Raw genomic sequence first — 22,978 nt, forward strand, 5'->3', positions numbered from 1 at the left:
CCCCGTCGGGTATCAACGCGCCGGCACCGGTAAGGCGGCGTAGGCCGGCCGCAAGCGCACCTGAAGCGGATCGTAAGCAGCCGCCGGCAGTGTGGTGGGTGTCAGCGAGAAACGGACACCAACCCCCAGGGAGCACACGATGCGCAGGATCATCAACTCGACCTACCTCACCCTCGACGGCGTCATCGAGGGCCCGGCGTGGACCAGCCCGTACTTCGACGAGGAGGCGATGGCCTTCGCCGGCGAGCAGACCGACGCCGCCGACGCCCTGCTGATGGGCCGACGCACCTACGAGGGCTTCGCCGCCGCCTGGCCGAAGATGGACGAGAACGACCCGACCACCGGCGCGGCCTACTTCAACAACGTCAAGAAGTACGTCGCCTCCACCACCCTGACCAACCCGCAGTGGAAGAACAGCGAGGTGCTCCAGGGCGACCTGATCGAGGAGGTCACCAAGCTCAAGGCCGCCGAGGGCCGGGACATCCTGATGTACGGCTACGGCACGGTCACCCACGCCCTGGTCCGGGCCGGGCTGGTCGACGAGGTCCGGTTCTGGATCCACCCGGTGCTGCAGGGCGGCGCGTCGGTCAGCGCCCCGCTGGGCGACCTGCCGACCACGCTCTCCCTCGCCGGCAGCCGGGTGATGAAGAGCGGCGTCATCATCGCCACCTACACCCCGGTCACCGGCTGACCAGGAACGGCTGGACCAGGGCCCGGGCCTGTCCCGGGCCCAGGTCGTGCCCGGCCCGGTAGGCCGCCGCGAACCCCGCCCCGCCCAGCCCGGCGACCAGCCGCCCGGTCACCCGCTCGACCTCGGCCCGCTCCGCCGGCGCCGCCGGCACCTCGGCCGCCGCCCGCGCGGCCGCCGCCGCGCCGAGCAGCCGCGCCGCCACCCGCGGATCGGGCGTCGCCCCGGCCAGCCCCTCCAGCGCGCCCATCGCGTCCCGCGGCGCGCCGAGCGCCACCGCGACGTCGAACGCCCGCACGTGCAGGTCCAGGGCCCGACCGGGGTCGGCGTCCACGACGGCGTGACCCAGCTCGGTCAGCACCATCGGCAGGAACAAAGCGTCGTCGCCACCCACCGCCAACAGGTGCTCCAGATGGCCGATCGCCACGTCCACCTTCCCGCCCCGGCGCGCCGCGATGCCCAGGCACAGCTCGGCGAACACCTCGGCGGCCGGCGAAGCCTGCTCGACGGCCAGCCGGTGGGCCCGTTCGGCCAGCTCCCACGCCTGCTGGTGATCCCCGGTCTGGGAGGCGAGCCAGGACAGCCAGGACAGCTTGCTGCCGACCTCGGGCCAGAGCGCCAGCTCCTGTGCCCAGCGCAGGCCCTCCCGGTGCAGGGCGGCGGCCCGCTCGTGGTCGCCGGTCAGCTCGGCCAGGCCACCCACCCAGTCGGTGGCCTGCAACCGGCCCCACGCGTCGCCCAGCTCCGCGAAGAGCGCCGCGGCCCGGCTGCCCTCCCGTTCCAACGCGGCCACGTCGCTGGCGGCGTGCGCGAGCGTCGCCCGGGTCACCGCGACGGCCGCCGCCACCCACCGGTCGTCGGGGTCGGCCGCCCGCGCCCGCTCCAGCAGGTCGACCGCCCGACCCAGCTCGCTGCGCGCGAACAGCGCGGACGCCACGAACCAGCCGGCCCGCCCGTCCGGGTGCCCGGAGAGCGCGGCCTCGATCTCGTCCGGCGGCACGTCCTCCCCCCGCAGCAGCGCGAACCCGACCCGCCAGACGGCGGCCACCGCGCGCTGCCCGGCGTCCCCGTCGAGGGTCAATGCCCGGCGCGCCTCGGTCAGCCGGCCGCGCAGGAACCAGTACCAGGTCAACGCGTTCGCCAGGCGCAGCCCGCCGCCGTGGGCGAGCGCCGCGCGTAGGTTGGCGGTCTCGGCGTCGAGTCGGGCCAGCCACTCCCGCTGGCCGGGGCCGCGCAGCAGCGGATCGGCGTGCTCGGCCAACTCGGTGTAGTACGCCACGTGCCGGGCGCGGACCGTCTCGGCGTCGTCGAGCCGGTCCAGGCAGAAGGCGGCCACCGACTCCAGCAGCCGGTAGCGCGCGGCCGCACCACTCTCGTCGAGCACCACCAGCGACCGGTCGACCAGGCGGGCCAGGGTGTCCACGTCGGCGTCGCAGACCGCCTCGGCCGCCGCCAGCGTGCAGCCGTCGGCGTGCACCGCCAGCCGGGCGAGCACCGCGCGCTCGTCGTCGGCCAGCAGGTCCCAGCTCCAGCCGATCACCGCGGTGAGGGTGCGCTGCCGCGCCGGCAGGTCCCGCTGCGCGGTGCTGAGCAGCCGGAACCGGTCGTCCAACCGCTCCACCACCCCGGGCAGGCCGAGCGCCCGGACCCGGGTCGCGGCCAGCTCCAACGCCAGCGGCAGGCCGTCGAGCCGGCGGCACAGCCGGGCCACCGCCGGGCCGGTGCGCTCGTCGAGCCGGAAGCCGCGCTGCTGGGCGGCGGCCCGGGCCGCGAACAGCCGGGCCGCGGCCGAGCGCCGGACCCCGTCCAGGTCCCGCTCGTCCGCCGGTACGGGCAGCGGCGGCACCTCCCACAGCACCTCACCGGCCAGGCCCAGCGGCTCCCGGCTGGTGGCCAGCACGCTCACCTCGGCGGCCTCGCGCAGCAACCGGGCGACCAACGCGGCGGCCGGCTCGATCACGTGCTCGCAGTTGTCCAGCACCAGCAGCGCCCGCCGGTGCCGCAGCGCGGCGACCAGCCGGTCCTCGGGTGTGGCCGCCGCGCCGGTGCTCTCCCGCACCTCGAGCGCGGTCAGCACCAGCTCGGCGACGGCGCTCTCCCCCGGCCGCAACGCGGCCAGCTCCACCAGGTGCACCCCGTCCGGGTACGACTGCTCGCGGGCGACCTCGGTGGCCAGCCGGGTCTTGCCCACCCCACCCGGCCCGATCAGGGTGACCAGCCGCTGCCGGGGCACCAGTGCGCGCAACTCGGCCAGCGCGGCGGCCCGGCCGACCAGCTCGTCGAGCTGCGCCGGCAGGCTGTTGCGGATCAGCGCCGCCTTCGGCGGGGCGGCCAGCCCGGTGTCCTGCTCCAGGATCCGCCGGTGCAGGGCGACCAGCTCCGGGCCGGGATCCAACCCCAGCTCGTCGGCGAGCCGGCGGCGCAGGTCGGCGTAGCTGTCCAGCGCCTCCGACTGGCGGCCCGCCGCGTACAGGGCGCGCAGCTGCAACGCGCGCAGGCCCTCGCGCAGCGGGTGGCTGGCCACCAGCTCGGCCAGCTCGGCGGCGACCAGCGCGTGCTCACCCCGGTCGAGCCGGGCCGCGGCCAGCTTCTCCAGCACCACCAGCCGGGCCTCGGTCAGTCGGGTCGCCTCGGCGCGGACCCACTCGGCGTCCGCCACGTCCGCGTACGGCTCGCCCCGCCACAGCCGCAGCGCCTCGGTCAGGCTCGCCGCGTCGTCGGCGGCGGCCAGCGCGGTGAACCGGTCGGCGTCGACGTCACCGGCCCGCAGCACGTACCCCGGCGGGCGCGACTCGACCAGGTCACGGCCGCCCGGTTCGGCGTCGTTGAGCGCCTTGCGCAGCTGGGAGACGCGCACCTGCAACGCCCCGGCGGCGTTGGCCGGCGGGTCGTCGCCCCACAGGTCGTCGATCAGCCGGTCCGCGGAGACCACCTGCCGGCGGTGGGCGATCAGGTCGGCGAGCAGCGCCCGCACCTTCACCCCCGGCACGGTGACCGGCTCGCCGCGGTCGGTGCTGACGGCGAGCGGCCCGAGGACCCCGAAGCGCATGCCGGCCACCCTACAAGCGGTAAGCGCACCAGAAGGGAACCGTAAGCGCCGTGCCGCACCGTCACGGCATGACCTACGCCCACGTCAACGGACTGTCCCTCTGGTACGAGTCGCACGGGACCGGCGGCGACCGGCCCCTGGTGCTGGTGCACGGCGCCCTCTCCGGCATCGGCACGTCGTTCGGCACGCTCCTGCCGCTGCTGGCGAAGACCCGCCGGGTGATCGCGGTCGAGTTGCAGGCCCACGGCCACACCGCCGACGTGGACCGCCCGCTCACCGTCGAGCACTGCGCCGAGGACGTCGTCGCCCTCCTCGACCACCTGGGCGTGCCGGCCGCCGACGTGCTCGGCTGGAGCCTGGGCGCCGCGGTGGCGCTGCGGCTCGGCACCGACCACGCCGCGCGGGTCGGCCGGCTGGTGCTGCTCTCGGTCAGCTTCCACCACGGCGGCATCCACCCCGGCCTGCTCGACGGCATCCAGGACCTGCGACCGGAGCACCTGCACGGCTCCGAGTTCCACGAGGAGTACCTGCGCAGCGCGCCCGACCCGGCCGGCTGGCCGGCCCTGGTCGCCCGGGTCACGCGCCTGGACGCGGACCTGCCGCAGTGGCCGGCCGCGGCGATCCGGGGCCTCGCCGCCCCGACGATGATCGTGGTCGCCGACTCCGACATCGTCCGGCCCGAGCACGCGGTGGAGATGTTCCGGCTGCTCGGCGGCGGGGTGCCCGGCGACCTGGCCGGGCTGCCCGCCTGCCGGCTGGCGGTCCTGCCCGGCACCAGTCACGCCTCGGTGCCGCAGCGGGCGGGCTGGCTCGCCCCGATGATCGAGGATTTCCTGGACGCCTGAGCGGGCGGCGCTATCCGGCGATCTCCCGCAGCAGCGTCGGCCCGTCGTCGCTCCAGAGTTCCAGCTCGAAGCGCCACCCCAGGCCGGCGAGGACCGCGCCGAGGTCGTCCAGCCGGGACGGCTCGACGACACCGCTCAGCAGCAGGCCACCCGCCGCCGGCTGGAGCAGGTCGAACTCCGCCCACTCGTGCTCGATCCGGCATTCGGTCCAGGACGTGGCCACGGCCCGCCAGCCGGCGCGGACGAACACCTCGGCCGTGGACCTCGCGTTGGACCTCTCCGGCAGTCGCCCGTAGAGGTTGTTGTCCATCTCCCAGAGGTGCCCGGCCAACCTCGGGCCGGGCGTGCCACCAGAGGTGATTTCCATGAGGGCCATCCTGCGCGGATCTCGGCCCCTTCGACACCCCGGCCCGGGCGGAGCGGGCCCACCTGCGGCGCAGACTGGCCGCGATGCAACGCCCGGACTGAATCCGCATCGGTGCGGTACTCACTCGCGGCCCACGGACCCCCGCAAGGGTCACAGCCAGGTCTCCGTTGTACGTAGGGTGCGGAAATGACAAGAAGCGAGCGGCTCGCGGAGCAGCTGGACTGGTACTGGCAGAAAAGCCTGCGGCCGCGGCTGGACGGTCTCACCGATGAGGAGTATTTCTGGGAGCCGGTGCGCGGCTGCTGGAGCATCCGCCCACGTGGCACGTCGGCCGCACCGATGTCGGTTGGCTCGGGAGAGTGGACGGTGGACTCCGCGTCCCCTGACCCGGTGCCCGCGCCGGTGACCACGATTGCCTGGCGGCTGGCGCACATCATCGTCTCGTGCCTGGGCTATCGGGTCGGATGGCACTTCGGCGGCCAGGACGTCGACTCCCAGACATTCGCCTACGCGGGGACCGCCGACGAGGCGCTGGAACAGCTCGATGACATGTACGGGAGATGGAACGCGGGGGTCCGCGCACTGTCGGACGCCGACCTGGAGAACCCGCCCACGGTGGGTCCCGAGCGACGTCCGATGGAGGGCATCGTCCTGCACGTCAACAGAGAGCTGATCCATCACGGCGCCGAGATTTCCCTACTGCGCGACCTCTACGTCTGGCAGGACGGAGCCGGCCCGCCCTCGGCGGATCGCACCCCACGCGGGCCGGCTTCGTCCTTCGTGCGCGCCGAAGAACCGCTCAGCGACGGCGCTGCGGCAGGACGAGCAGCGTCACCGAGTTAGCCGGGTACGTGGCGCTGACTACCGTCCGTCTATGTCTGGTCACTCGGCCAGCGGTGGGCTCGCCGAGGGAAGGCGAGCCCACCGCCGGCCGGCGGCTTGGGCCGCCGGTCACCCACCCACGCAGTCCCGATGACGGTACGCAGCCGGGGAGAGATCCGTTTCGTCCGTCACCAGGTGCGGAGCCCGCCGCCGTAGTAGCGCTGGATGGTTGAGTACTTCTCGGCGAACTGGGTCCGGCCCCCCGAGAAGGTGCCGCTTCCGATGTGCATCCCGTGGACCTGAGCGTTTCCGGCGTTCAGCGAGTAGACGGCGGCCCCGGAGTCCCCCCCGACGGTCACCCTGACCCCGTCGTCGCGACGGTACTCCATCAGGTTCGCCGTACATCCCGCGGTGTCGCAGAATACCGCGCTGAGCGAAACCACTCGCAGGTCGCAGAATTCTTGTCGCGTCTCTTGACCGCTGACGCACGCCCCATTGTTACCCGGCTTGCCGAGTCCCGGGTCGAAGGCAGTCACCTGCGCCCGGAAGACCCACTGTCCGGTATAGATGTTCTTCCCGTACTGCTGCCCGCAGCAGGTGATCTTTCCCAAATCAAAGGTCGGGTAGGGCGCCCTCTGCAACTCCCCGTAGAAATGCTCTCCCGAATAGAAGTCGTCGAAGGAGTTCCCGCAGTGCCCCGCCGTCACCGAATAGCCACCGGAATTGTTGGGACCGTTCATCGTGAATCCGCTCGAACAGCTCCCACCGTGGCGATAGTTGCGGATCCACGCGTTACCGTAGTGCCACGGGCCGGAGTCGGCGTATCGCTCCCCCTGGTCCCTGGTGAACTCGGCGGACGAATCCACCTCCACCCGAACGTGACCGATTTCCTTGAGGCGCGCAACGAGTGACGGTGAGAGCTTGCCCTTCACGACGACGACGTCCTTGGCGGCGTCGAAGGAATAGCTCATGCCGTCGCCCGGGCTCGCGTACTTCTCATACAGCTCGGCCAGTCGAACCTTCGTGGCGGAAAGTTCCGCCCTGGTCATGCTGCTGCGGACGACCGCGGTGGCGACCCGTCCTCGGGCCGCCGTCACCGACCTCTTGGCCGCCTCGAACGCACTCGGCGACGCCGTACGCGAAATCGCCGCGGTGACCACACCGTCGTACCCCGACATCTCCACCAGGTCGCCCGCGGCCACCAGTGCGGCCTGCCGGGCCTGCGATCCCTCGGGAGCCGCCGCGTCGGGCTGCACGGACGCGAATCGCTCCTTCACGGCGAACAACTCCGCGGTGGTCTCGGCGTTCTCCAACGCCGACGAAAGCTCCGTGTCGGGTTGGACTCCTGCCGGCTGCGGACGCCGCGGGGCTCCCTCGTCCGGCGCACCCGCGGCCGGGGCGCCGGAAACCAGCAGGATGGAGATCAAGCCACCCGCCAGGATTGCTGTTCTGCGAGCAGCCGATCGCTGCCGCGCTCGTGGACCCGATGCTGTCAGCAAGTGTTTGATCGCCTCGCTCCTCACCCGTGGACCGGCAGGACGACAGGTCGGCGCAGTGCCTGAACCGACGCGTCCGCATCCGGCAAGGGCGATCTGTTCGCCCTCTCCTCAAAAGACGGAGAAAGCGGGATCGAGTTCAGCTCACAGTGGACTCTTCCGGGCGCCCGCCCGGATCGGTGCGGCCGGTGCCCCCACCCGCGGCCCCGGCCGCACCGCACCCGCTTCAGGTGACCCGGCGGCGGATCCGCCACAGGCCGAACAGGGTCAGCACCCCGGCGGCGAGCAGGTACAGCCCGGACTCCAGCAGCTGGAACGGCCAGTACCGGTGGTTCGGCTGGTAGGCCAGCTCGACGTGCAGGTCCAGCGCGCCGAGGCAGCGCGCCGCCGCGCCGTACTGCCCGGTGGCGGGGGCGGCCGGGTCGTCGCGGGCGGAGAAGCAGTCGTCGAAGGCGCGGCGGTCGAGGGTACGCCCGTCGCGGGTGCGCAGCTCGCTGACGTCGGTCACCCAGGCACCGGGGACGCCGAGGCCGCGTACGGTGGCGCTGTTGGTGATGCTGCCCAGGCCGCGGGCCTCGTTGATGGCCTGCTCGGTCATCGCCCGGTCGGCCCGCACCGGCGGCATCAGGTGCGGGCGGACCAGGTTCGGCACCGCGAACTGGAGCAGCACCACGGCCAGCCCGGTGAGCGCCATCGCCGGCAGCGTACGCCGGGTGAGCAGGCCGATGACGGTGCCGAGGACGAGCGCGAACCCGGCGGCGGCGACCGGCGCGACGTCGCGGGCGCCGAACACGACGGTGCTGAACCGGTTGCCGGCCACCGCGTCGACCGGGGCCGCCGCCCAGGTGAGCAGCAGGCTCGCCGCGCCGGCCACCAGCACGGCGCCCAGCCCGACCACCAGCAGCTTGACCAGCAGCCAGCGGCGGCGGGTGACGCTCTGGTTCCACACCAGCCGGTGCGTGCCGCTCTCCAGTTCCCGGGCGATCAGCGGCGCGCCCCAGAACATCCCGACCACGGCGGGCAGCAGGGCCAGCAGCGCGGCCAGGTAGAGCAGGGTGTTCTCGTAGTCCCGGGCGAACCGGGCCAGCGCCTCGGCGCAGTCGCCCTGCGGCCGGCACTGCGCCAGGTAGCCGGCGTGGGCGTCGCGGACGTCGAAACCCAACCAGAGCAGGTACCCGGCGAGCACCGCGAGCGCGGCGGCGCCCACCACCGCCTGGGCGCGGAACTGCCGCCAGCTCATCCAGATCATCGCAGCGCCTCCCGGGCGGGGGTCGGGACACCGCCGGCCGGTGCGCCGGCCGCGCGGGTCAGGTAGGCCAGGACGAGTTCCTTCAGGTCGACGGGCTCGACCGTCCAGGACGGCTCGGCCAGCGGCCGGTCGGCCCGCACCACCGCCCGGTCGTACCGGCCGTCCGGCCGCACCCCGACCAGCTCGACCCCGGCGGGCAGCCGGGCCAGGCCGCCGCGCGGGGCGAGCACCCGGCGGTGGGCGGCGAGCAGGTCGGCCACCGCGCCGGTGAGCCGCACCCGCGAGCCGGCCAGCACGATCAGGTGGTCGCAGACCCGCGCCACGTCGCCCAGCAGGTGGGAGGAGAGCACGGCGCTGGCGTCCAGTTCGGCGACGAACTCCATCAGGCTCGCCAGGAACCCGTCGCGGGCCAGCGGGTCCAGCGCGGCGGCCGGCTCGTCGAGGATGAGCAGCTCGGGCCGCTTCGCCGCGGCGACGGTCAGGGCGAGTTGGGCACGCTGGCCGCCGGAGAGACCGCCGGCCCGCTGCCCCGGGTGCAGGCCGACCTGCGCGATCCGCCGCTCGGCGAGACGCTGGTCCCAGCCGGGGTTGAGCCGGGCGCCCATCCGCAGGTGCTCGGCGACGGTGAAGGTGGGATAGACCGGGGTGTCCTGGGCGACGAAGCCGACCCGGGCCAGGTGCGCCGCGTCGGCGGCCGGCGGTGCGCCGAGCACCCGCAGCGTGCCCGAGGTCGGGGCGATCAGCCCGCAGGCCAGCTGCAGCAGGGTCGACTTGCCGGCGCCGTTCGGGCCGACCAGGCCGACCACCCGGCCACGCGGGACGGTGAGGTCGCAGTCGGTCAGCGCGGCACGGCGGCCGTAGCGTTTGGTCAGGCCCTCGGCGAGCAGGACCGGTGGAGTGTCGTCGGATGGCATGCGCCCATCCTGCGAACCGGGCCCGGCCGGATCATCGGCCCACGGCACGGTTCAGCGCCGTCGGCGCCGTACTTTCGGCCGGTTTCGGGGCCGGCCACCGCGCCTCAGCCGAGGCGCTTGGTGAGGGCCTCGAACACCAGGTCCGGGCGCAGCGGCGTGCCGAACCGCTCGTCGCCGTACGGGAACGGGGTCAGCTCGCCGGTGCGGACGTAGCCGCGGCGCTCGTACCAGGCGACCAGGTCGGCCCGCTGCCGGATGACGGTCATCCGCAGCTCACCGGCGGCCCACTCGGCGCGGGCGAACCGCTCGGCCTCGGCCAGCATCGCCCGGCCCAGGCCGCCGCCCTGCCGGCCCGGCGACACCGCGAACATCCCGAAGTACGCGTAACCGTCCCGGCGTTCCAGCTGGCAGCAGGCGGCGATCCCGGTCCCGTCCTCGACGACCAGCACGACCCCGCCCGGGTCGGTCACCGCCGCGGCAACCATCGTCGCGTCGGTGCGCTGGCCGGCGATCAGGTCCGCCTCGGTGGTCCAGCCGGCCCGGCTGCGCTCCCCCCGGTACGCCGACTGGACCAGGTCGACGAGGGCGGGCACATCGGCCGGGCCGGCGGTCCGCACGGTGGGCAGGCGCATGTCGGTCATCGGCGGTCTCCGGAGGTGCGAAGGTTCACCAGGTCAGCCTACGATTCGGCGCGCGGGGACTCGCCGGCCCGGGCGGGCGTTTCCCCCGGCGGGTCCGTCGGCTGCGCCCGCGGGTCGGGCACCGCCCGGCCGCCGCGGCGGGCCCGGCGCAGCACCCCGTGCCAGGACGGTGTCTCGCGGGACTCGTCGAAGGCCCGGGCGACCACCACGTCGGTGGAGGAGTGCGCCAGGATCGACACGACGATCGTCAGCGCGACCAGGTGGAAGACCTCGTCGGCGGCGACGATGCCGGATTCGAGGACGAGCAGCCCGTACACGACGGAGGCGAAGCCCTTCGGCCCGAACCACATGGCCGCGGCCTGCTCGCGCAGGTTCAGCCCGGAGCGGAGGAAGGAGATCCACAACGCGATCGGCCGCGCGACCACGATGGCCAGCACCGCGAAGAGCCAGCCGGTCCACGGGATCTCCGCGAGGAACGCCGGCGAGATCAGCGCGCCGAACACCAGCAACGCGGCGAGCTTCAGCAGCTCGGCGACGTTCTCACCGAAGTGTTCGAAGGCGGCCCGCTCCCGGGCCCCGAACGTGGCCACGGTGATGCCGGCGGCGAAGGCGGCCAGGAACAGGTTGCCGTGCGTCACCTTGCCCAGCGCCAGCACCAGCAGCCCGATCGCCACCCCGTTCAGCGGCGCGTACGCCGCCGAGGCGGCGAAGAACCGGGTGCGTTCCAGCGCGATCGCCGCGAGCGGCACCAGGACGCCGATGGCCAGCCCGACGGCGAGCTCGGTGGTCAGCTCCCCCAGGTGCAGGTCCGAGGAGCCGGCGGCGACGGCGAGCAGCACCACCACGAACGGCAGCGCCAGGCCGTCGTTGACGCCGGACTCCACGTTGAGCAGATGCCGCAGCCGGGCGGGCACCTTGTCGTTGCCGACCAGCGCTGCCGCGAACACCGGGTCGGTCGGGGCCAGCACCGCCCCGATCAGCAGCGCCTGGGGCCAGTCGAGCCCGGCCACGTAGTGCCCGAGCAGGGCGGTCACCACCAGCGTCAGCGGCAGCCCCCAGCCCAGCGCGCGGCCCGGCAGCCGCCACGCGCTGCGCAGGTCCGCCCAGCCCACCCGCATGCCGTCGGTGAACAGCACCGCGAACAGGGCCAACTCGGCCAGTTCCGCCACGATCGGCGACTCGGCGTCCAGGTGCAGCACCCCGGTCGTGCCCTCGCCGAGGGCGAACCCGGCGAGCAGGAACAGCGCCGCCGTGGACAGGATCGTACGGTTCGCCAGGGCCGAGACGAGCACCGCCAGCAGCAGCACGGCGGCGAAGGACAGCAGCAGCACGGTCGGCCCTCCGGGGCGACTAACGGTCAGGTCCGCCACCGGGCCGCCGCCGCCTGGTCGGCGGCGGAGCAGTTCCGGTGCGGTGGTGTCCAGCGGCACCGCCGCGCCGGGCACCAGCCCGAGTTGCGGCGGCGGTCGCGAACCGACCGCGGCGTACAGCCGTTCGGCGGCCGTCCGGGCGGGGTCGGCCGGCAGCGACAGCAGATGGTAGCCGCGGGCCACCACTCGCGCCAGCGGGCCGGACGCGGCACCCACACCCCCGACCTGTCACCTGACCGTCATCAAGTCGTGGGGTGACCGCCACACCGGTTCGCCATGGTGGGCCGAAGCGGTCCGCGAAGGAGGAGGCAGGGGCGAGCCGCAACCCGCCCGCGCCCGAGTGGCGACGCCTCCCGTACCCCGGAAAGGACACCCCGATGACCGCCGTCCCGGACGAGCACGTGCTGACCCTGATCTGCGACAGCTGCGGCGACACCATCACGGACTCCGCCTCGCCGCTCACCGACGCCGAGGTGGTCTGGCCGCTGCTGGCCGAGCAGGGATGGACCGGCTCGCCGCTCGCCGCCGGCCCGCACCACTGCCCGCACTGCAGTCGCCAACCCCGCTCCGGCGGCGGGCACCACGCCCGGTGCGCGGGGCACGGCCCGGGTGGCATCGCCGGCATCGACCACCGGGCCGGCGTGACCGTGGTCGCCGCCACCGGTGACATCGACCTGGACAGCGGCGACACGCTGCGCGGGGCGCTGCGCCACGCCGCCGACATGGGCGGCGACGTGGTGGTCGACCTGAGCGAGGTGCACGTCATCGACTCGACGGGGCTGAGCGTGCTGGTCCGCGCGCACCGCGACGCCCGCGACCGGGAGGCCACGCTGGCCCTGGCGGCGGTGCCGCCGTTCGTGCGTACGGTGCTGCACACCATGCGGTTGGAGGCGGTCTTCCCGCTCTTCGACGGCGCCGACGAGGCCGTCGCGGCGCTGACCCACGACCGCAACCGGCCGGTTCCCGCCGCCGGTCGGTGAGGCCGGTCAGTGCCGCCGCCAGGCGACCGTCCCGGCGGTCGCGGCGGCCAGACCGGCGGCCGTCACGAGCCGGTGCCGGGACAGCCAGGCCTGCGCGCTGTGCGCACGTGACCGGCCGCTGAACTCGCCCCGCGCGCCGTGGTCGTGGCCCTGGGGTCCGTCCGCCGGCTGCCACAGGTTCCCGGGCCGCCGCGGGTCGGCGGGCTGGTCGGTCTGCTGCGAGTCGTAGCCGGTACGGGCCAGGTACCGGTCGAGCAGCCCCGGCACCAGCCGGTTGCCGAGGATGGTCAGCGCGGTGGAGGCGCCGACCCAGTACGCCCGCCGGCCGGGCCGGTCGGCGGCGGCCACGATGGCGCGGGCCGCGACCACCGGCTGGTAGATCGGCGGTACGGGTTGGGCGTGCCGGGGCAGCCGGGACGCCAGCCAGTCGAACTGCGGGGTGTTGAGCGCGGGCAGGTGCACCATGGTCACCTTGACGTTGCTGCGCTCGTGCATCAGCTCGCAGCGCAACGCCTCGGTGAAGCCGACGATGGCGTGCTTGGACGCGCAGTAGGTGGCCTGCAACGGGATGCCCCGGTACGCCAGCGCCGAACCGACCTGGACGATGGCGCCCCGGTCGCGGGGCGCCATGTGGTCGAGCGCCACCCGGGTGCCGTGCACGTAGCCGAGGTAGGTGACCTCCATGGCGCGGCGGAACTCCTCCGGCTGGGTCTGCCGGAACGGGGCGAAGATGGAACTGAAGGCGTTGTTGATCCACAGGTCGATCGGGCCGAGCTCGGACTCGACGCGCCGCCCGGCGGCGGCGACCTGGTCGTGGTCGGCCATGTCCACCTCGATCGGCAGCGCCCGGCTGCCGGCGGCGCGTACCTCCTCGGCGGCCGCGTCGAGCCCCTTGCGGCCCCGCGCCAGCAGGGCGATGGCGATGCCCCGCCGGGCCAGCAGACGGGCGGTGGCCCGGCCCACCCCGGCGCTGGCGCCGGTGATCACCGCCACCTGCGCGTGCTGTCGGTTCCGACCCATCCCGCCCTCCCGGTCACCTCGCTGCCGTCCCGGCGTCTACCCGGTGCCGACCGGGCCATTCCGGGCCGCCGGTCGCGTGTGCGGCGGTACGGAGGGGGTAGGCGGCGCCGGTGGGGCGCGACGACCACCCGCCCGGGGCGCAGCCGGCGACGCACACGCCGAGCGTGCTGCGCGAGTACGCGCTGCTCGCCGACGGCCGGCGCGGCGCGCTCGTCGGCCCGGACGGCAACATCAGCTGGCTGTGCGCGCCCGGCTGGGCCGACCCGCCGGTGTTCAGCCGGCTGCTCGGCGGTCGCGGCGACTATCTGGTGACCCCGGCGAACCCCCGCTTCGTCTGGGGCGGGCACTACGAGCCGGCCTCGTTGGTGTGGCGGAGCCGGTGGGTCACCACCGACGGGATCATCGAGTCCCGGGAGGCCCTGTGCTACCCGGGTGAGCAGCGACGGGTGGTGCTGCTGCGCCAGATCCGCGCGGTGGACCGGGACGCGGTGGTCCGGGTCCGGCTCGATCCGCGGGCCGACTTCGGCCGCGAGCCGGTGCGCGACGCGCGGCGGCAGGGATCGCACTGGCTGGCCCGCTCGGGCACCCTGTACCTGCGGCACAGTGGCGGTGAGCGGCTGCGACCCACCGGCGACGGGGCGCTCTGCGGCGAGCTCACCGTGCCCGCCGGCGGCCGGCACGACCTGGTGCTCGAGATAGCCGACCGGCCGATCGACGACGAACCGCCGCAGCCGTCCGAGCTGTGGCGCACCACCGAGCACACCTGGCGGCAGGCGCTGCCGCCGCTGGCCGGCGGCCCCGCGCAGCGGGACGCGGTGTTCGCCTACGCGGTGCTGCGCGGGCTGACCCGCCCCGGCGGCGGGATGGTCGCGGCGGCCACCACGGCGCTGCCGGAGCGGGCGCTCGCCGGCCGCAACTTCGACTACCGCTACGCCTGGTTGCGGGACCAGTCGTTCGCCGGGCACGCCGCCGCCCGGATCGGGCGCTACGACCTGCTGGACGACGCGGTCTCCTTCCTCTCCGCGCGGGTGCTCGCCGACGGGGACCGGCTGGCCCCGGCGTACACCGTCGACGGGGGCCCGATGCCGGCACCGCACGGGCTGGAGTTCCTGGCGGGCTATCCGGGGGCGCCACCGCGCGCCGGGAACTGGGTGAGCGGGCAGTTCCAGCTGGACAGCCTGGGCGAGGTCCTGCTGCTGCTGGCGACCGCCGGGCGGCTCGACCGGCTGACCGACGACGGGTGGCGGGCGCTGGAGTCGACCGCGCGGATCGTCGCGCAGTGCTGGCGGCAGCCGGACTCGGGGATCTGGGAGCTGCCGGCCCGGCAGTGGACGCACTCGAAGCTCACCTGCGTGGCCGGCCTGCGCTCGGCCGCCCGGATCGCGCCGCGCGGCCTGGCCGGACGGTGGGCGGCGCTGGCCGACGCGATCCTCGCCGACGCGGCGGCACACGGGCTGCACCCGTCCGGTCGCTGGCAGCGGGCGTACGACGACGGGCGGGTCGACGCGGCGCTGCTGTTTCCCGCGATCCGTGGCGCGCTGCCGCCGGACGACCCGCGTACCGAGGCGACCCGGCGGGCGGTCCTGGCCGAGCTGGAGTGCGACGGGTACCTGTACCGGTTCCGCCCGGACCGCCGCCCGCTGGGCGACGCCGAGGGCGCCTTCCTGCTCTGCGGGTTCGCCGCGGCGCTGGCGGCGGGGCAGGCCGGCGACGCGGTCGAGGCGCAACGCTGGTTCGAGCGCAACCGGGCCGCCTGCGGCCCGCCGGGGTTGTTCACCGAGGAGTACGACGTGCAGCAGCGGCAGCTGCGGGCGAACCTGCCGCAGGCGTTCGTGCACGCGTTGATGCTGGAGACGGCGGTGACGCTGGGCCAGGCCACGCCGTGCCGGCCGGCCGGCTGACCGGCGGTCACGACCCGGAGATGAGCGCCAGCCCGGTCTCCGGATCGACCCGCTTGGCCAGTTCCGGCGCCACCTCGGAGACGATCACCTCCAGCGTCGGCCAGACCCGGCCGCGCAGCAGGTGCCCGCCGACCGTGCTGCCGTCGCGGCGGCCGAGGACCGCGTGCACGTGCAGCGCCGGCTCACCGTCGCGGGCCGCGACGTCGCCGAGCAGCGAGAGCACCTCCACCTGCTCGGTCACCGGGATCCGCCGGTAGTCGCCGGCGTCGCGGTCGAACCAGCCGACCTCGGCGTCGGCGAACCCGCCGACGGCGGTCACCCGCGCGGCGCGGATCCCCTGCTCGCGCAGGGCCGCCCCGACGGCGGCGACCGCCTCCTCCCCCTTGTCGCAGACCACCACCAGCACCCGGCCGGTCTGCTGGCGCACCTCACGTGCCCGCATCGTCGCACCTCCCGCGCTCAGGCCACCCGGTACCGGTCCGCCTCGCCGGCCCGCAGCGTCAACCCCACGCCCGGCCGGTCCAGCGGGACGACCGCCGCGCCGCCGGTGGCCGGCACCGCGCCGTCGAAGAGCATCGACTCGATCCGGACGTGGTCGTGGAACCACTCGATATGCCGCAGGTTGGGGGTGGCGGCGGCGACCGCGAGGTGCTGGTGGGGGGCGCAGTGCGCGGAGACCTCCAGCCCGGCCGCGGCGGCCACCGCCGCCGCCCGCAGGAACTCGGTGATCCCGCCGCACCGGGTGACGTCGATCTGGAGGCAGTCGACGTACGGCGCCATCCGGTGGAAGTAGACCAGGTCGAAGCCGTACTCGCCGGCGGCGACGTCCGGCAGCACCTGGTCGCGGACCTGGCCGAGGCCGACCAGGTCGTCGGAGCTGACCGGTTCCTCGTACCAGCGCACGTCGAGGTCGGCGGCGGCCCGCATCACCCGGACGGCCTGTTTGCGCTGGTAGCCGCCGTTGGCGTCGACGTACAGCTCGGTCTGGTCGCCGACGGTGCGCCGGGCGGCGGCCATCCGGGCCAGGTCGCGGGTGACCTCGGTCCCCCCGGACTCGCCGATCTTGATCTTCACCCGGGGGATGCCCTGCTCGTGCGCCCAGGTGGCGAGCTGCCGGTGCTGGCGGGCGGCGTCGTAGGTGGTGAAGCCGCCGCTGCCGTACACCGGGACCTGCCGGCGGGCGGTGCCCAGCAGTCGGGCCAGCGGCAGGCCCAGCCGGCGGGCCTTGAGGTCCCAGACCGCGCAGTCGGCGGCGGACAGGGCGAGCCCGGCGACGCCCGGCCGGCCGGCGTTGCGCAGCCGCCGGCGCATCGCCGCCCAGGCGGCCGGCACGTCGTCCGGGTCCAGCTCGGCGACCACCGGGGCGAGCAGGTCGGCCACCACGGGCAGCACGGCCGGCGGACCGTAGGTCCAGCCCAGCCCGGTGTGCCCGTCGGCGGTCGCGGAGACCAGCACCAGCGTGGTGGCGTCCCAGGCCAGCGTGCCGTCGCCCTCCGGGGCGTCGGTGGGCACCCGGTACGCGGCCGCGCTCAGCCGCACCCCGTCACCGCCCCCGCCGGGCGGCCCGCGCGGCCAGGGCGGCCACCGGCGCCAGCGCGGCCACGGCGAGGGTCGCGGCGGCGGCCCAGCGGGCCGCCCGCGGTGGGGGGCTGGGCCGCTCGGTCCAGCTCCACTCCGGCCGGCCCGGCACCGCGCCGCCGCGCAGGCCGGCGCGCAGCAGCTCGGCGAGGTGGATCGCCCGGCGGCCGGCCGCGGCGCTCTGCGCGACCTGGGTACGGCAGCTGAAGCCGTCGGCGAGGATCACGTCGGTGTCGGCGGCGTCCCGCACGGCGGGCAGCAGCACCCGTTCGGCGCACGCCTCGGAGACCTCGTAGTGCCCCTGCTCGAAGCCGAAGTTGCCGGCCAGGCCGCAGCAGCCGGAGTCGAGGAACTCGGCGCGGACCCCGGCGGCGGTGAGCACCGCCTGGTCGGCGGCGGTGCCGAGGATGGCGTGCTGGTGGCAGTGGGTCTGGATCAGCGCGTGCGCCGGCAGCCGCGGTGGCCGCCACCCGGGGGTGTGCTCGTGCAGCAGCTCCGCCAGGGTCACCGTCTGCTGGCGCAGCCGGGTCACGTCCTCGTCGGCGGGGAACAGCTCGTGGGCGTCGCTGCGGAACACCGCCGTGCAGCTCGGCTCCAGGCCGACCACCCGGGTCCCGGCCCGCAGGTGCGGGCGCAGCACGTCCACGGTCCGTCGCAGCACCCGCTTGGCGACGTCGAGCTGGCCGGTGGAGATCCAGGTCAGACCGCAGCAGACCGGCCGGTCGGGCACCCGGACCCGCCAGCCGGCGGCCTCCAGCACCTCGACCGCCGCCCGGGCGACGCCGGGGTGGAAGTGGTTGGTGAAGGTGTCCGGCCAGAGCAGCACCTCACCGCGCGAGCCGTCCCCGCCCGGGGTGCGGCGGGCGAACCAGCGTTGGAAGGACTCGGTGGCGAACAGCGGGATGTCGCGGCGCTTGTCGATGCCGCCGAGCGTCTTGGCGAGCCGGCCCACCCCGGGGGCCTGGGCCAGTGCGTTGACCACCCGCGGCGCCCGGCCGGCGAGGGCGGCGGCCAGCGGCAGCCAGCCCATCGAGTAGTGCGACCGGGGGCGCACCCGGCCCGCGTAGTGGTGGGACAGGAACTCCGCCTTGTAGGTGGCCATGTCCACGTTGACCGGGCAGTCCGCCTTGCAGCCCTTGCAGGCCAGGCAGAGGTCGAGGGCGTCGCGGACGGCCGCCGAGCGCCAGCCGTCGCCGATCGGCCCGCCCCGGGCGGTGCCGTCGAGCATCTCGAACAGCAGCCGGGCGCGGCCCCGGGTGGAGTGTTCCTCCTCCCGGGTGACCATGTAGGACGGGCACATCACCCCGCCGTGTTCCCGCCGGCACTGGCCGACGCCGACGCAGCGCAGCACGGCGCGGCTGAAGCTGCCGGAGTCGTCGGGATAGCGGAAGGTGGTGGCCACGTCGCCGTGGTTGAAGTCGACGCCGAGGCGCAGGTGGCTGTCCAGCGGGTAGGGCGCGACCGCCTTGCCGGGGTTCATCCGGTCGTCGGCGTCGAAGATCGCCTTGAGCTGGCCGAACGCCCGGATCAGCCGGTCGCCGAACATCTTCACCAGCAGCTCGCCGCGGGACTGCCCGTCGCCGTGCTCGCCGGAGAAGGAGCCGCCGTAGGAGACCACCAGGTCGGCGGCCCGTTCGACGAAGGAGCGGAACTGGCCCACCCCGTCGGCCGTGGTCAGCACGAACGGGATGCGGGTGTGCACGCAGCCCTGCCCGAAGTGCCCGTACAGCGACGCCTGTTCGAAGCCGTACTCGCGGAAGAGGCGGTCCAGGTCCCGCAGGTAGTCCCCCAGCCGCTCCGGCGGGACCGCCGAGTCCTCCCAGCCCTCCCAGGTGTCCCGCTCCCCCGGCACCCGGGCGGTCGCGCCGAGCCCGGACTCGCGGACCCCCCACATCTGTTCCTCGTCGGCCGGGTCGTCGAACCGGTGCACGCCCGGCCCGCCGTCGCCGCTGAGGTCGTCGATCATCCGCTGGGCGGCGGCCTCCGCCTCCTCGACGGTGTCGCCGCCCAACTGCACCATCAGCCAGCCACCGCCGGGCGGGAGCTTGTGCAGGGCGGCCGGGTGCAGGTGCTTGCGCTTCTCGAAGTTGATCAGCTTGTCGTCGAGCCCTTCCAGCGCGATCGGCTGGTGCGGCAGCACCCGCGGTACGGCGTCACCCGCGGCGCCGATGTCCGGGTAGGACAGAAACACCATCGCCTTGGCCGGCACCACCGGCACCAGCTTCAGCCGGGCCCGCAGCACGGTGACCAGGGTGCCCTCGGAGCCGACCAGCGCCTGCGCGACGTGGAAGTTCTGCTCCGGCAGCAGGCTGTCGACGTTGTATCCGGAGACCCGGCGCGGGATGTGCGGGTAGCGGGCGCGGATCTCGGTCTGGTGTTCGTCGCGCAGCTCCCGCAGGGCCCGGTAGATCTCGGCCTGCCGGCCGCCCCGGCGCTGGATCTCGGCGTACCGCTCGTCGCTGGTCTCGCCGACCCACATCCGGGTGCCGTCGTAGAGCAGCACCTCCAGCTCCACGACGTTGTCGACGGTCTTGCCGGCGCGCTGGGCGGTGGCGCCGCAGGAGTTGTTGCCGATCATGCCGCCGATCGTGCAGTGGTTGTGGGTGGACGGGCGGGGGCCGAACTCCAGGCCGTCGGGCGCCAGCAGTTCGTTGAGGGTGTCGAGCACGATGCCCGGCTCGACCAGGCAGGTCCGCGCCTGCCGGTCGACCGCCAGCAGCCGGTTGCAGTACTTCGACCAGTCGATCACCACCGCCACGTTGGTGACCTGGCCGGCCAGGCTGGTGCCGCCGCCCCGGGAGAGCACGGGCACGCCGTGCCGCCGGCACACGGCCACGGCCGCCACCGCCGCCTCGACGGTACGGGGCAGCACCAGGCCCAGCGGCACCTGCCGGTAGTTGGAACCGCCGGTGGCGTAGGCGGCCCGGGACCCGTCGTCGAACCGCACCTCCCCGTCGACCTCGGCGGACAGGTCGGCGGCGAGGGCGGCCAGGTCGACGTCGTGCGCCGGCGCTGGTGGCCGCAGGACGGGGTCGGGCAGCGGCACGCCCGCGGTCGGCGCCGGCCGGGCAACGGTCCGCCGGATCACGACCGCAACTCGTTGATCTTGTCGCGGGCCACCGTGGCGAGGGTGGCGACCTTGTGCGGCTGGCCGCGCAGGAACGCCTCGGTGAAGTGCTTGGCCTGGTCGTACTTGACCTTGCCCGGCATCGGCGGCTCGTCGGGGTTGACGTCGCAGTCGACAAGCGCCGGGCCGGGGTGGGACAGCGCGTCGCGGATCACCCCGGGCAGCGCCCGGGGATCGGTGACCTTGGCGCCGTACCCGCCGCAGGCGCGCGCCCAGGCGGCGAAGTCCGCCTCCGGCTCCCGGTGCCGCACCTCGTACTCCGGGTAGCCGAGGACGATCTGCTCCCAGAGGATCTGCCCGTACGCGTTGTTGTTGTTGATGATCACCTTGATCGGCAGCTCGTGCCGCGCCGCGGTCAGGAACTCGGCCATCAACATCGCGAACCCGCCGTCCCCGACGAACGCGATCACCTGCCGGTCGGGGAACGCGTGCTGCATGGCGATCGCGTACGGCAGGCCGGGCGCCATGGTGGCCAGGTTGCCGGAGAGGTAGAACTCCCGGCCGCCGCGGATGGTCCAGTGCCGGGCCGACCAGGTGGCGATGGTGCCCGAGTCGCAGGTGAGGATCGCGTCGTCGGTGGCCGCCTCGTCCACGCAGGAGATCAGGTACTGCGGCGCGATGGGGTCACGGGTCGGGTCCTGCAGGGCGACCATCTCCGCCCGCCAGGCGTCGTGTTCCCGCTGGTACTTCGTCAGGAAGGACCGGTCGGTACGGGGCCGCAGCAGCGGCAGCAGCTGCCGCAGCGCGACCCCGGCGTCGGCGGTGACCGGGGCGTCCACCGGCAGCCGCATCCCGATCAGGCTGGCGTCGAGGTCGATCTGCGCCACCCGGGCCTGCCCCGGCGCGGGCAGGAACTTCGCGTACGGGAAGGAGGTGCCGACCATCAGCAGGGTGTCGCACTCCTCCATCAGCTCCTCGCTCGGGCGGGTGCCGAGCAGGCCGAGGCCGCCGGTGGTCAGCGGGTGGTCGTCGGGGACGACCATCTTGCCGGAGAGCGTCTTGACGATCGGGCTGCCCAGCGCCTCGGCGACCGCGAGCACCTCGTCGCGGGCGTGCCGGGCGCCGACGCCGACCAGCATGGCGATCTTCGTCCCGGCGTTGAGCAGTTCCGCCGCCCGGGCCAGGTCGGCCGGCTCGGCCGGCACCGTGGGCCGCGACACCACCGGGCTGCTGGCCGGCGGCTCCCCCGGGCTGACGTGCCGGTACGGGTCCTCGTCCACCGCGGCGACCTGCACGTCGTTGGGGAAGCTCAGGTGGGCGACGGTGCGCTTGGCCAGCGCGTTGCGGACGGCGATGTCGACCAGCCCGGGCAGCTGCCGAGGGTTGGTGACCATCATGTTGTAGACGGCCACGTCCTGGTACAGCAGCGGCGTGTGCACCTCCTGCTGGTAGTTCTGCCCGAGCACCGAGGTCTCCTGCATGCCGGTGATCGCCAGCACCGGCACGTGGTCGAGCTTGGCGTCGTACAGCCCGTTGAGCAGGTGGATGGCGCCCGGGCCGGAGGTGGCCACGCAGACCCCGAGCCGCCCGGTGGCCTTGGCGTAGCCGGTGGCCATGAAGGCCGCCGCCTCCTCGTGGTGCACCAGCACGAACCGCAGCTTCTCCCGCTGCCGGCGGAAGCCCTCCATCAGCCCGTTGATGCCGTCGCCGGGCAGGCCGAAGACGGTGTCGACGCCCCACTCCACCAACCGCCGGGCCAGGCTCTCGCCCACGATCTCCTGCACGTCACGCCTCCCGGTATCGCACCGGCCCGGTGGGGCCGCCGGCCGGTTGCCGGGTCACCCGTCCCCGTTCGCGTTGACCGTCCGGTTGCCCGGCCTACCCGCACCGAATACCGGTAAACGCCCGGATCCGGCGGTTTTCCCGCCCGGCCGTTCGGCGCTCCTCGCCGCGCCGGAACGGCCCCGCTCAGCCGCGCCGGAACAGCCCCGCTCAGCCGCGCCGGCGGGCGCGGGCCACCAGGAAGCCGAGCACCAGGCCCGCCCCCAGCGCCACGCCCCGGCGGCCGAGGCCACCGCGCAGCCGGCGCAGCCCCTCGCGGGGATCGACGACCGCGCCCGCGGCATCACCGACCGCGCCGACCGCCACGTCATCCATCCGGCCCCTGCCCATCCCGCACCGCCCTCCACTCGACCGACGGCTGGCCCTACCCGCCCGACGGCCGGACAAACCGGGCGGGCAGGGCGACGCGGCGACCGGTCACTCGCCCTCGGCGACCCCCACCCGGGCCGGACCGCCGCCACTTCCCCGGTCGTCGAGCACCAGCGGCACGCGACCCCCGACGGCGTAGCGGATATGGGTGACCTGCGGGGTGGGCACCACCCGGGTCGGGGTGAGCTCGATCCCCTCCCACCCGTCCAGGCCGAGCCCCTCGTCCAGCAACCGCATCCCGGTGCCCAGCACCACCGGGACGATGTGCAGCTCCAACTCGTCCAGCAGGCCGGCCTTCAGCACCTGCCGGACCAACTCCCCACCGCCGGCCACGGCCACGTTCCGGCCGTTCGTTACCGCCCGGGCCCGCTCGACCGCGGCGGCCACGCCGTCGGTGACGTACGTGAAGCTCGTCCCGCCCTGGCGGACCAGGGTCTCGCGGGGCCGGTGCGTGACGACGAAGACCGGCGCCCGGAACGGCGGCTCGTCGCCCCACGGCACCTCACCGCCGTCGGCCATCCGCCGACCCATCACGTACGCCCCGGCGGCCTCGAACGTCTCCGCCACGATCCGCGAGTTGGTGTCCTGCTCGCCGCCGGCGAAGCCCAACCGCTCCCGCCAGGCCATCGCGTCGATCACCCAGCGGGTCACCCGGAAGAACCCGCGGCTCTCCGCCGACCCCATCCAGTCGCCGGCGCCGTCGTGCCGTGGTCCGGCGTAGCACCCGTCGAGGGAGACCGACAGCTGGGCGGTCACCTTGGTCATGGTCGCGCTCCGTTC

Annotated in this window: 18 protein-coding genes and 1 pseudogene; 5 read left to right on the forward strand and 14 right to left on the reverse strand. The window is 74.5% G+C overall.

Features of this window, described 5'->3' with window-relative positions:
- The first annotated feature begins 139 nt into the window (after positions 1-139).
- Positions 140-691 (forward strand): dihydrofolate reductase family protein, encoded by a 552-nt coding sequence (locus tag K7640_RS02075; protein ID WP_222952920.1) that lies wholly within the window; start codon positions 140-142, stop codon positions 689-691.
- Here K7640_RS02075 and K7640_RS02080 read toward each other — a convergent pair.
- Positions 681-3,737 (reverse strand): BTAD domain-containing putative transcriptional regulator, encoded by a 3,057-nt coding sequence (locus tag K7640_RS02080; RefSeq protein ID WP_222952921.1) that lies wholly within the window; start codon positions 3,735-3,737, stop codon positions 681-683. The two genes, K7640_RS02075 and K7640_RS02080, sit on opposite strands and share 11 nt — an antisense overlap.
- A gap of 68 nt (positions 3,738-3,805) precedes the next feature.
- On the opposite strand from K7640_RS02080, the gene K7640_RS02085 reads away from it, so the two are divergent.
- On the forward strand, positions 3,806-4,582 hold the full coding sequence (locus K7640_RS02085; protein WP_255607753.1) for an alpha/beta fold hydrolase: 777 nt from the start codon (positions 3,806-3,808) through the stop codon (positions 4,580-4,582).
- 10 nt (positions 4,583-4,592) lie between these two features.
- On the opposite strand, the gene K7640_RS02090 is transcribed toward K7640_RS02085, so the two are convergent.
- Positions 4,593-4,949 carry a hypothetical protein gene (locus K7640_RS02090; RefSeq protein WP_222952922.1) on the reverse strand — a complete coding sequence of 119 codons (357 nt, stop codon included), beginning with the start codon at positions 4,947-4,949 and terminating at the stop codon, positions 4,593-4,595.
- Positions 4,950-5,135: 186 nt separating this feature from the next.
- On the opposite strand from K7640_RS02090, the pseudogene K7640_RS02095 reads away from it, so the two are divergent.
- Positions 5,136-5,687: pseudogene (locus K7640_RS02095) on the forward strand (DinB family protein); the annotation flags it as partial.
- Positions 5,688-5,959: 272 nt separating this feature from the next.
- Here the strand turns inward: K7640_RS02095 and K7640_RS02100 are convergent.
- From K7640_RS02100 to K7640_RS02120, 5 genes are all read right to left on the reverse strand, one after another.
- Positions 5,960-7,198, reverse strand: a complete 1,239-nt coding sequence (locus tag K7640_RS02100) for a S1 family peptidase (protein ID WP_222952924.1) — start codon at positions 7,196-7,198, stop codon at positions 5,960-5,962.
- A gap of 295 nt (positions 7,199-7,493) precedes the next feature.
- Entirely contained in the window at positions 7,494-8,516 is a 1,023-nt protein-coding gene (locus K7640_RS02105) for an ABC transporter permease subunit (protein ID WP_222952925.1), read from the reverse strand.
- Complete coding sequence (locus tag K7640_RS02110) at positions 8,513-9,430, reverse strand: ABC transporter ATP-binding protein (RefSeq protein WP_222952926.1); 918 nt, start codon at positions 9,428-9,430, stop codon at positions 8,513-8,515. The genes K7640_RS02105 and K7640_RS02110 overlap by 4 nt, the downstream gene beginning before the upstream one ends.
- A gap of 104 nt (positions 9,431-9,534) precedes the next feature.
- Positions 9,535-10,071, reverse strand: coding sequence for a GNAT family N-acetyltransferase (locus K7640_RS02115; RefSeq protein ID WP_222952927.1), 537 nt, complete (start codon positions 10,069-10,071; stop codon positions 9,535-9,537).
- 38 nt (positions 10,072-10,109) lie between these two features.
- A complete protein-coding gene (locus K7640_RS02120; protein ID WP_222953128.1) occupies positions 10,110-11,402 on the reverse strand; it encodes a sodium:proton antiporter in 1,293 nt (430 codons plus the stop codon).
- Between the two features lie 416 nt (positions 11,403-11,818).
- Between K7640_RS02120 and K7640_RS02125 the strand changes: the two genes are divergently transcribed.
- Positions 11,819-12,421 (forward strand): STAS domain-containing protein, encoded by a 603-nt coding sequence (locus K7640_RS02125; protein ID WP_222952928.1) that lies wholly within the window; start codon positions 11,819-11,821, stop codon positions 12,419-12,421.
- Positions 12,422-12,427: 6 nt separating this feature from the next.
- On the opposite strand, the gene K7640_RS02130 is transcribed toward K7640_RS02125, so the two are convergent.
- Complete coding sequence (locus K7640_RS02130) at positions 12,428-13,441, reverse strand: SDR family oxidoreductase (protein ID WP_222952929.1); 1,014 nt, start codon at positions 13,439-13,441, stop codon at positions 12,428-12,430.
- A gap of 110 nt (positions 13,442-13,551) precedes the next feature.
- Between K7640_RS02130 and K7640_RS02135 the strand changes: the two genes are divergently transcribed.
- Entirely contained in the window at positions 13,552-15,342 is a 1,791-nt protein-coding gene (locus tag K7640_RS02135; protein ID WP_308042411.1) for a glycoside hydrolase family 15 protein, read from the forward strand.
- A 7-nt stretch (positions 15,343-15,349) separates the two neighbouring features.
- Here K7640_RS02135 and K7640_RS02140 read toward each other — a convergent pair whose 3' ends face one another.
- The 6 genes from K7640_RS02140 to K7640_RS02165 all read right to left on the reverse strand — a co-directional run bounded on the left by K7640_RS02140 (position 15,350) and on the right by K7640_RS02165 (position 22,963).
- Complete coding sequence (locus tag K7640_RS02140; RefSeq protein ID WP_222952930.1) at positions 15,350-15,784, reverse strand: PPC domain-containing DNA-binding protein; 435 nt, start codon at positions 15,782-15,784, stop codon at positions 15,350-15,352.
- Between the two features lie 17 nt (positions 15,785-15,801).
- Positions 15,802-16,881: an enolase C-terminal domain-like protein gene (locus tag K7640_RS02145; RefSeq protein ID WP_222952931.1), complete on the reverse strand. Its 1,080-nt coding sequence runs from the start codon at positions 16,879-16,881 to the stop codon at positions 15,802-15,804.
- 4 nt (positions 16,882-16,885) lie between these two features.
- Positions 16,886-19,966, reverse strand: a complete 3,081-nt coding sequence (locus K7640_RS02150) for an FAD-binding and (Fe-S)-binding domain-containing protein (protein ID WP_374198047.1) — start codon at positions 19,964-19,966, stop codon at positions 16,886-16,888.
- 38 nt (positions 19,967-20,004) lie between these two features.
- Positions 20,005-21,771, reverse strand: coding sequence for a thiamine pyrophosphate-dependent enzyme (locus K7640_RS02155; RefSeq protein WP_308042413.1), 1,767 nt, complete (start codon positions 21,769-21,771; stop codon positions 20,005-20,007).
- Between the two features lie 208 nt (positions 21,772-21,979).
- Positions 21,980-22,144: a hypothetical protein gene (locus K7640_RS02160; protein ID WP_222952932.1), complete on the reverse strand. Its 165-nt coding sequence runs from the start codon at positions 22,142-22,144 to the stop codon at positions 21,980-21,982.
- A gap of 102 nt (positions 22,145-22,246) precedes the next feature.
- Entirely contained in the window at positions 22,247-22,963 is a 717-nt protein-coding gene (locus K7640_RS02165; protein WP_222952933.1) for a dihydrofolate reductase family protein, read from the reverse strand.
- Positions 22,964-22,978 lie beyond the last annotated feature (15 nt).

This window comes from Micromonospora sp. PLK6-60, from assembly GCF_019890675.1.
Classification (GTDB): domain Bacteria; phylum Actinomycetota; class Actinomycetes; order Mycobacteriales; family Micromonosporaceae; genus Micromonospora.

Excerpts from the sequence above, each read along its gene's own strand:
- K7640_RS02075 (WP_222952920.1), top strand. The coding sequence starts at position 140 with ATGCGCAGGATCATCAACTCGACCTACCTCACCCTCGACGGCGTCATC.
- K7640_RS02080 (WP_222952921.1), bottom strand. The coding sequence starts at position 3,737 with ATGCGCTTCGGGGTCCTCGGGCCGCTCGCCGTCAGCACCGACCGCGGC.
- K7640_RS02085 (WP_255607753.1), top strand. The coding sequence starts at position 3,806 with ATGACCTACGCCCACGTCAACGGACTGTCCCTCTGGTACGAGTCGCAC.
- K7640_RS02090 (WP_222952922.1), bottom strand. The coding sequence starts at position 4,949 with ATGGAAATCACCTCTGGTGGCACGCCCGGCCCGAGGTTGGCCGGGCAC.
- K7640_RS02105 (WP_222952925.1), bottom strand. The coding sequence starts at position 8,516 with ATGATCTGGATGAGCTGGCGGCAGTTCCGCGCCCAGGCGGTGGTGGGC.
- K7640_RS02110 (WP_222952926.1), bottom strand. The coding sequence starts at position 9,430 with ATGCCATCCGACGACACTCCACCGGTCCTGCTCGCCGAGGGCCTGACC.
- K7640_RS02115 (WP_222952927.1), bottom strand. The coding sequence starts at position 10,071 with ATGACCGACATGCGCCTGCCCACCGTGCGGACCGCCGGCCCGGCCGAT.
- K7640_RS02125 (WP_222952928.1), top strand. The coding sequence starts at position 11,819 with ATGACCGCCGTCCCGGACGAGCACGTGCTGACCCTGATCTGCGACAGC.
- K7640_RS02130 (WP_222952929.1), bottom strand. The coding sequence starts at position 13,441 with ATGGGTCGGAACCGACAGCACGCGCAGGTGGCGGTGATCACCGGCGCC.
- K7640_RS02140 (WP_222952930.1), bottom strand. The coding sequence starts at position 15,784 with ATGCGGGCACGTGAGGTGCGCCAGCAGACCGGCCGGGTGCTGGTGGTG.
- K7640_RS02160 (WP_222952932.1), bottom strand. The coding sequence starts at position 22,144 with ATGGATGACGTGGCGGTCGGCGCGGTCGGTGATGCCGCGGGCGCGGTC.
- K7640_RS02165 (WP_222952933.1), bottom strand. The coding sequence starts at position 22,963 with ATGACCAAGGTGACCGCCCAGCTGTCGGTCTCCCTCGACGGGTGCTAC.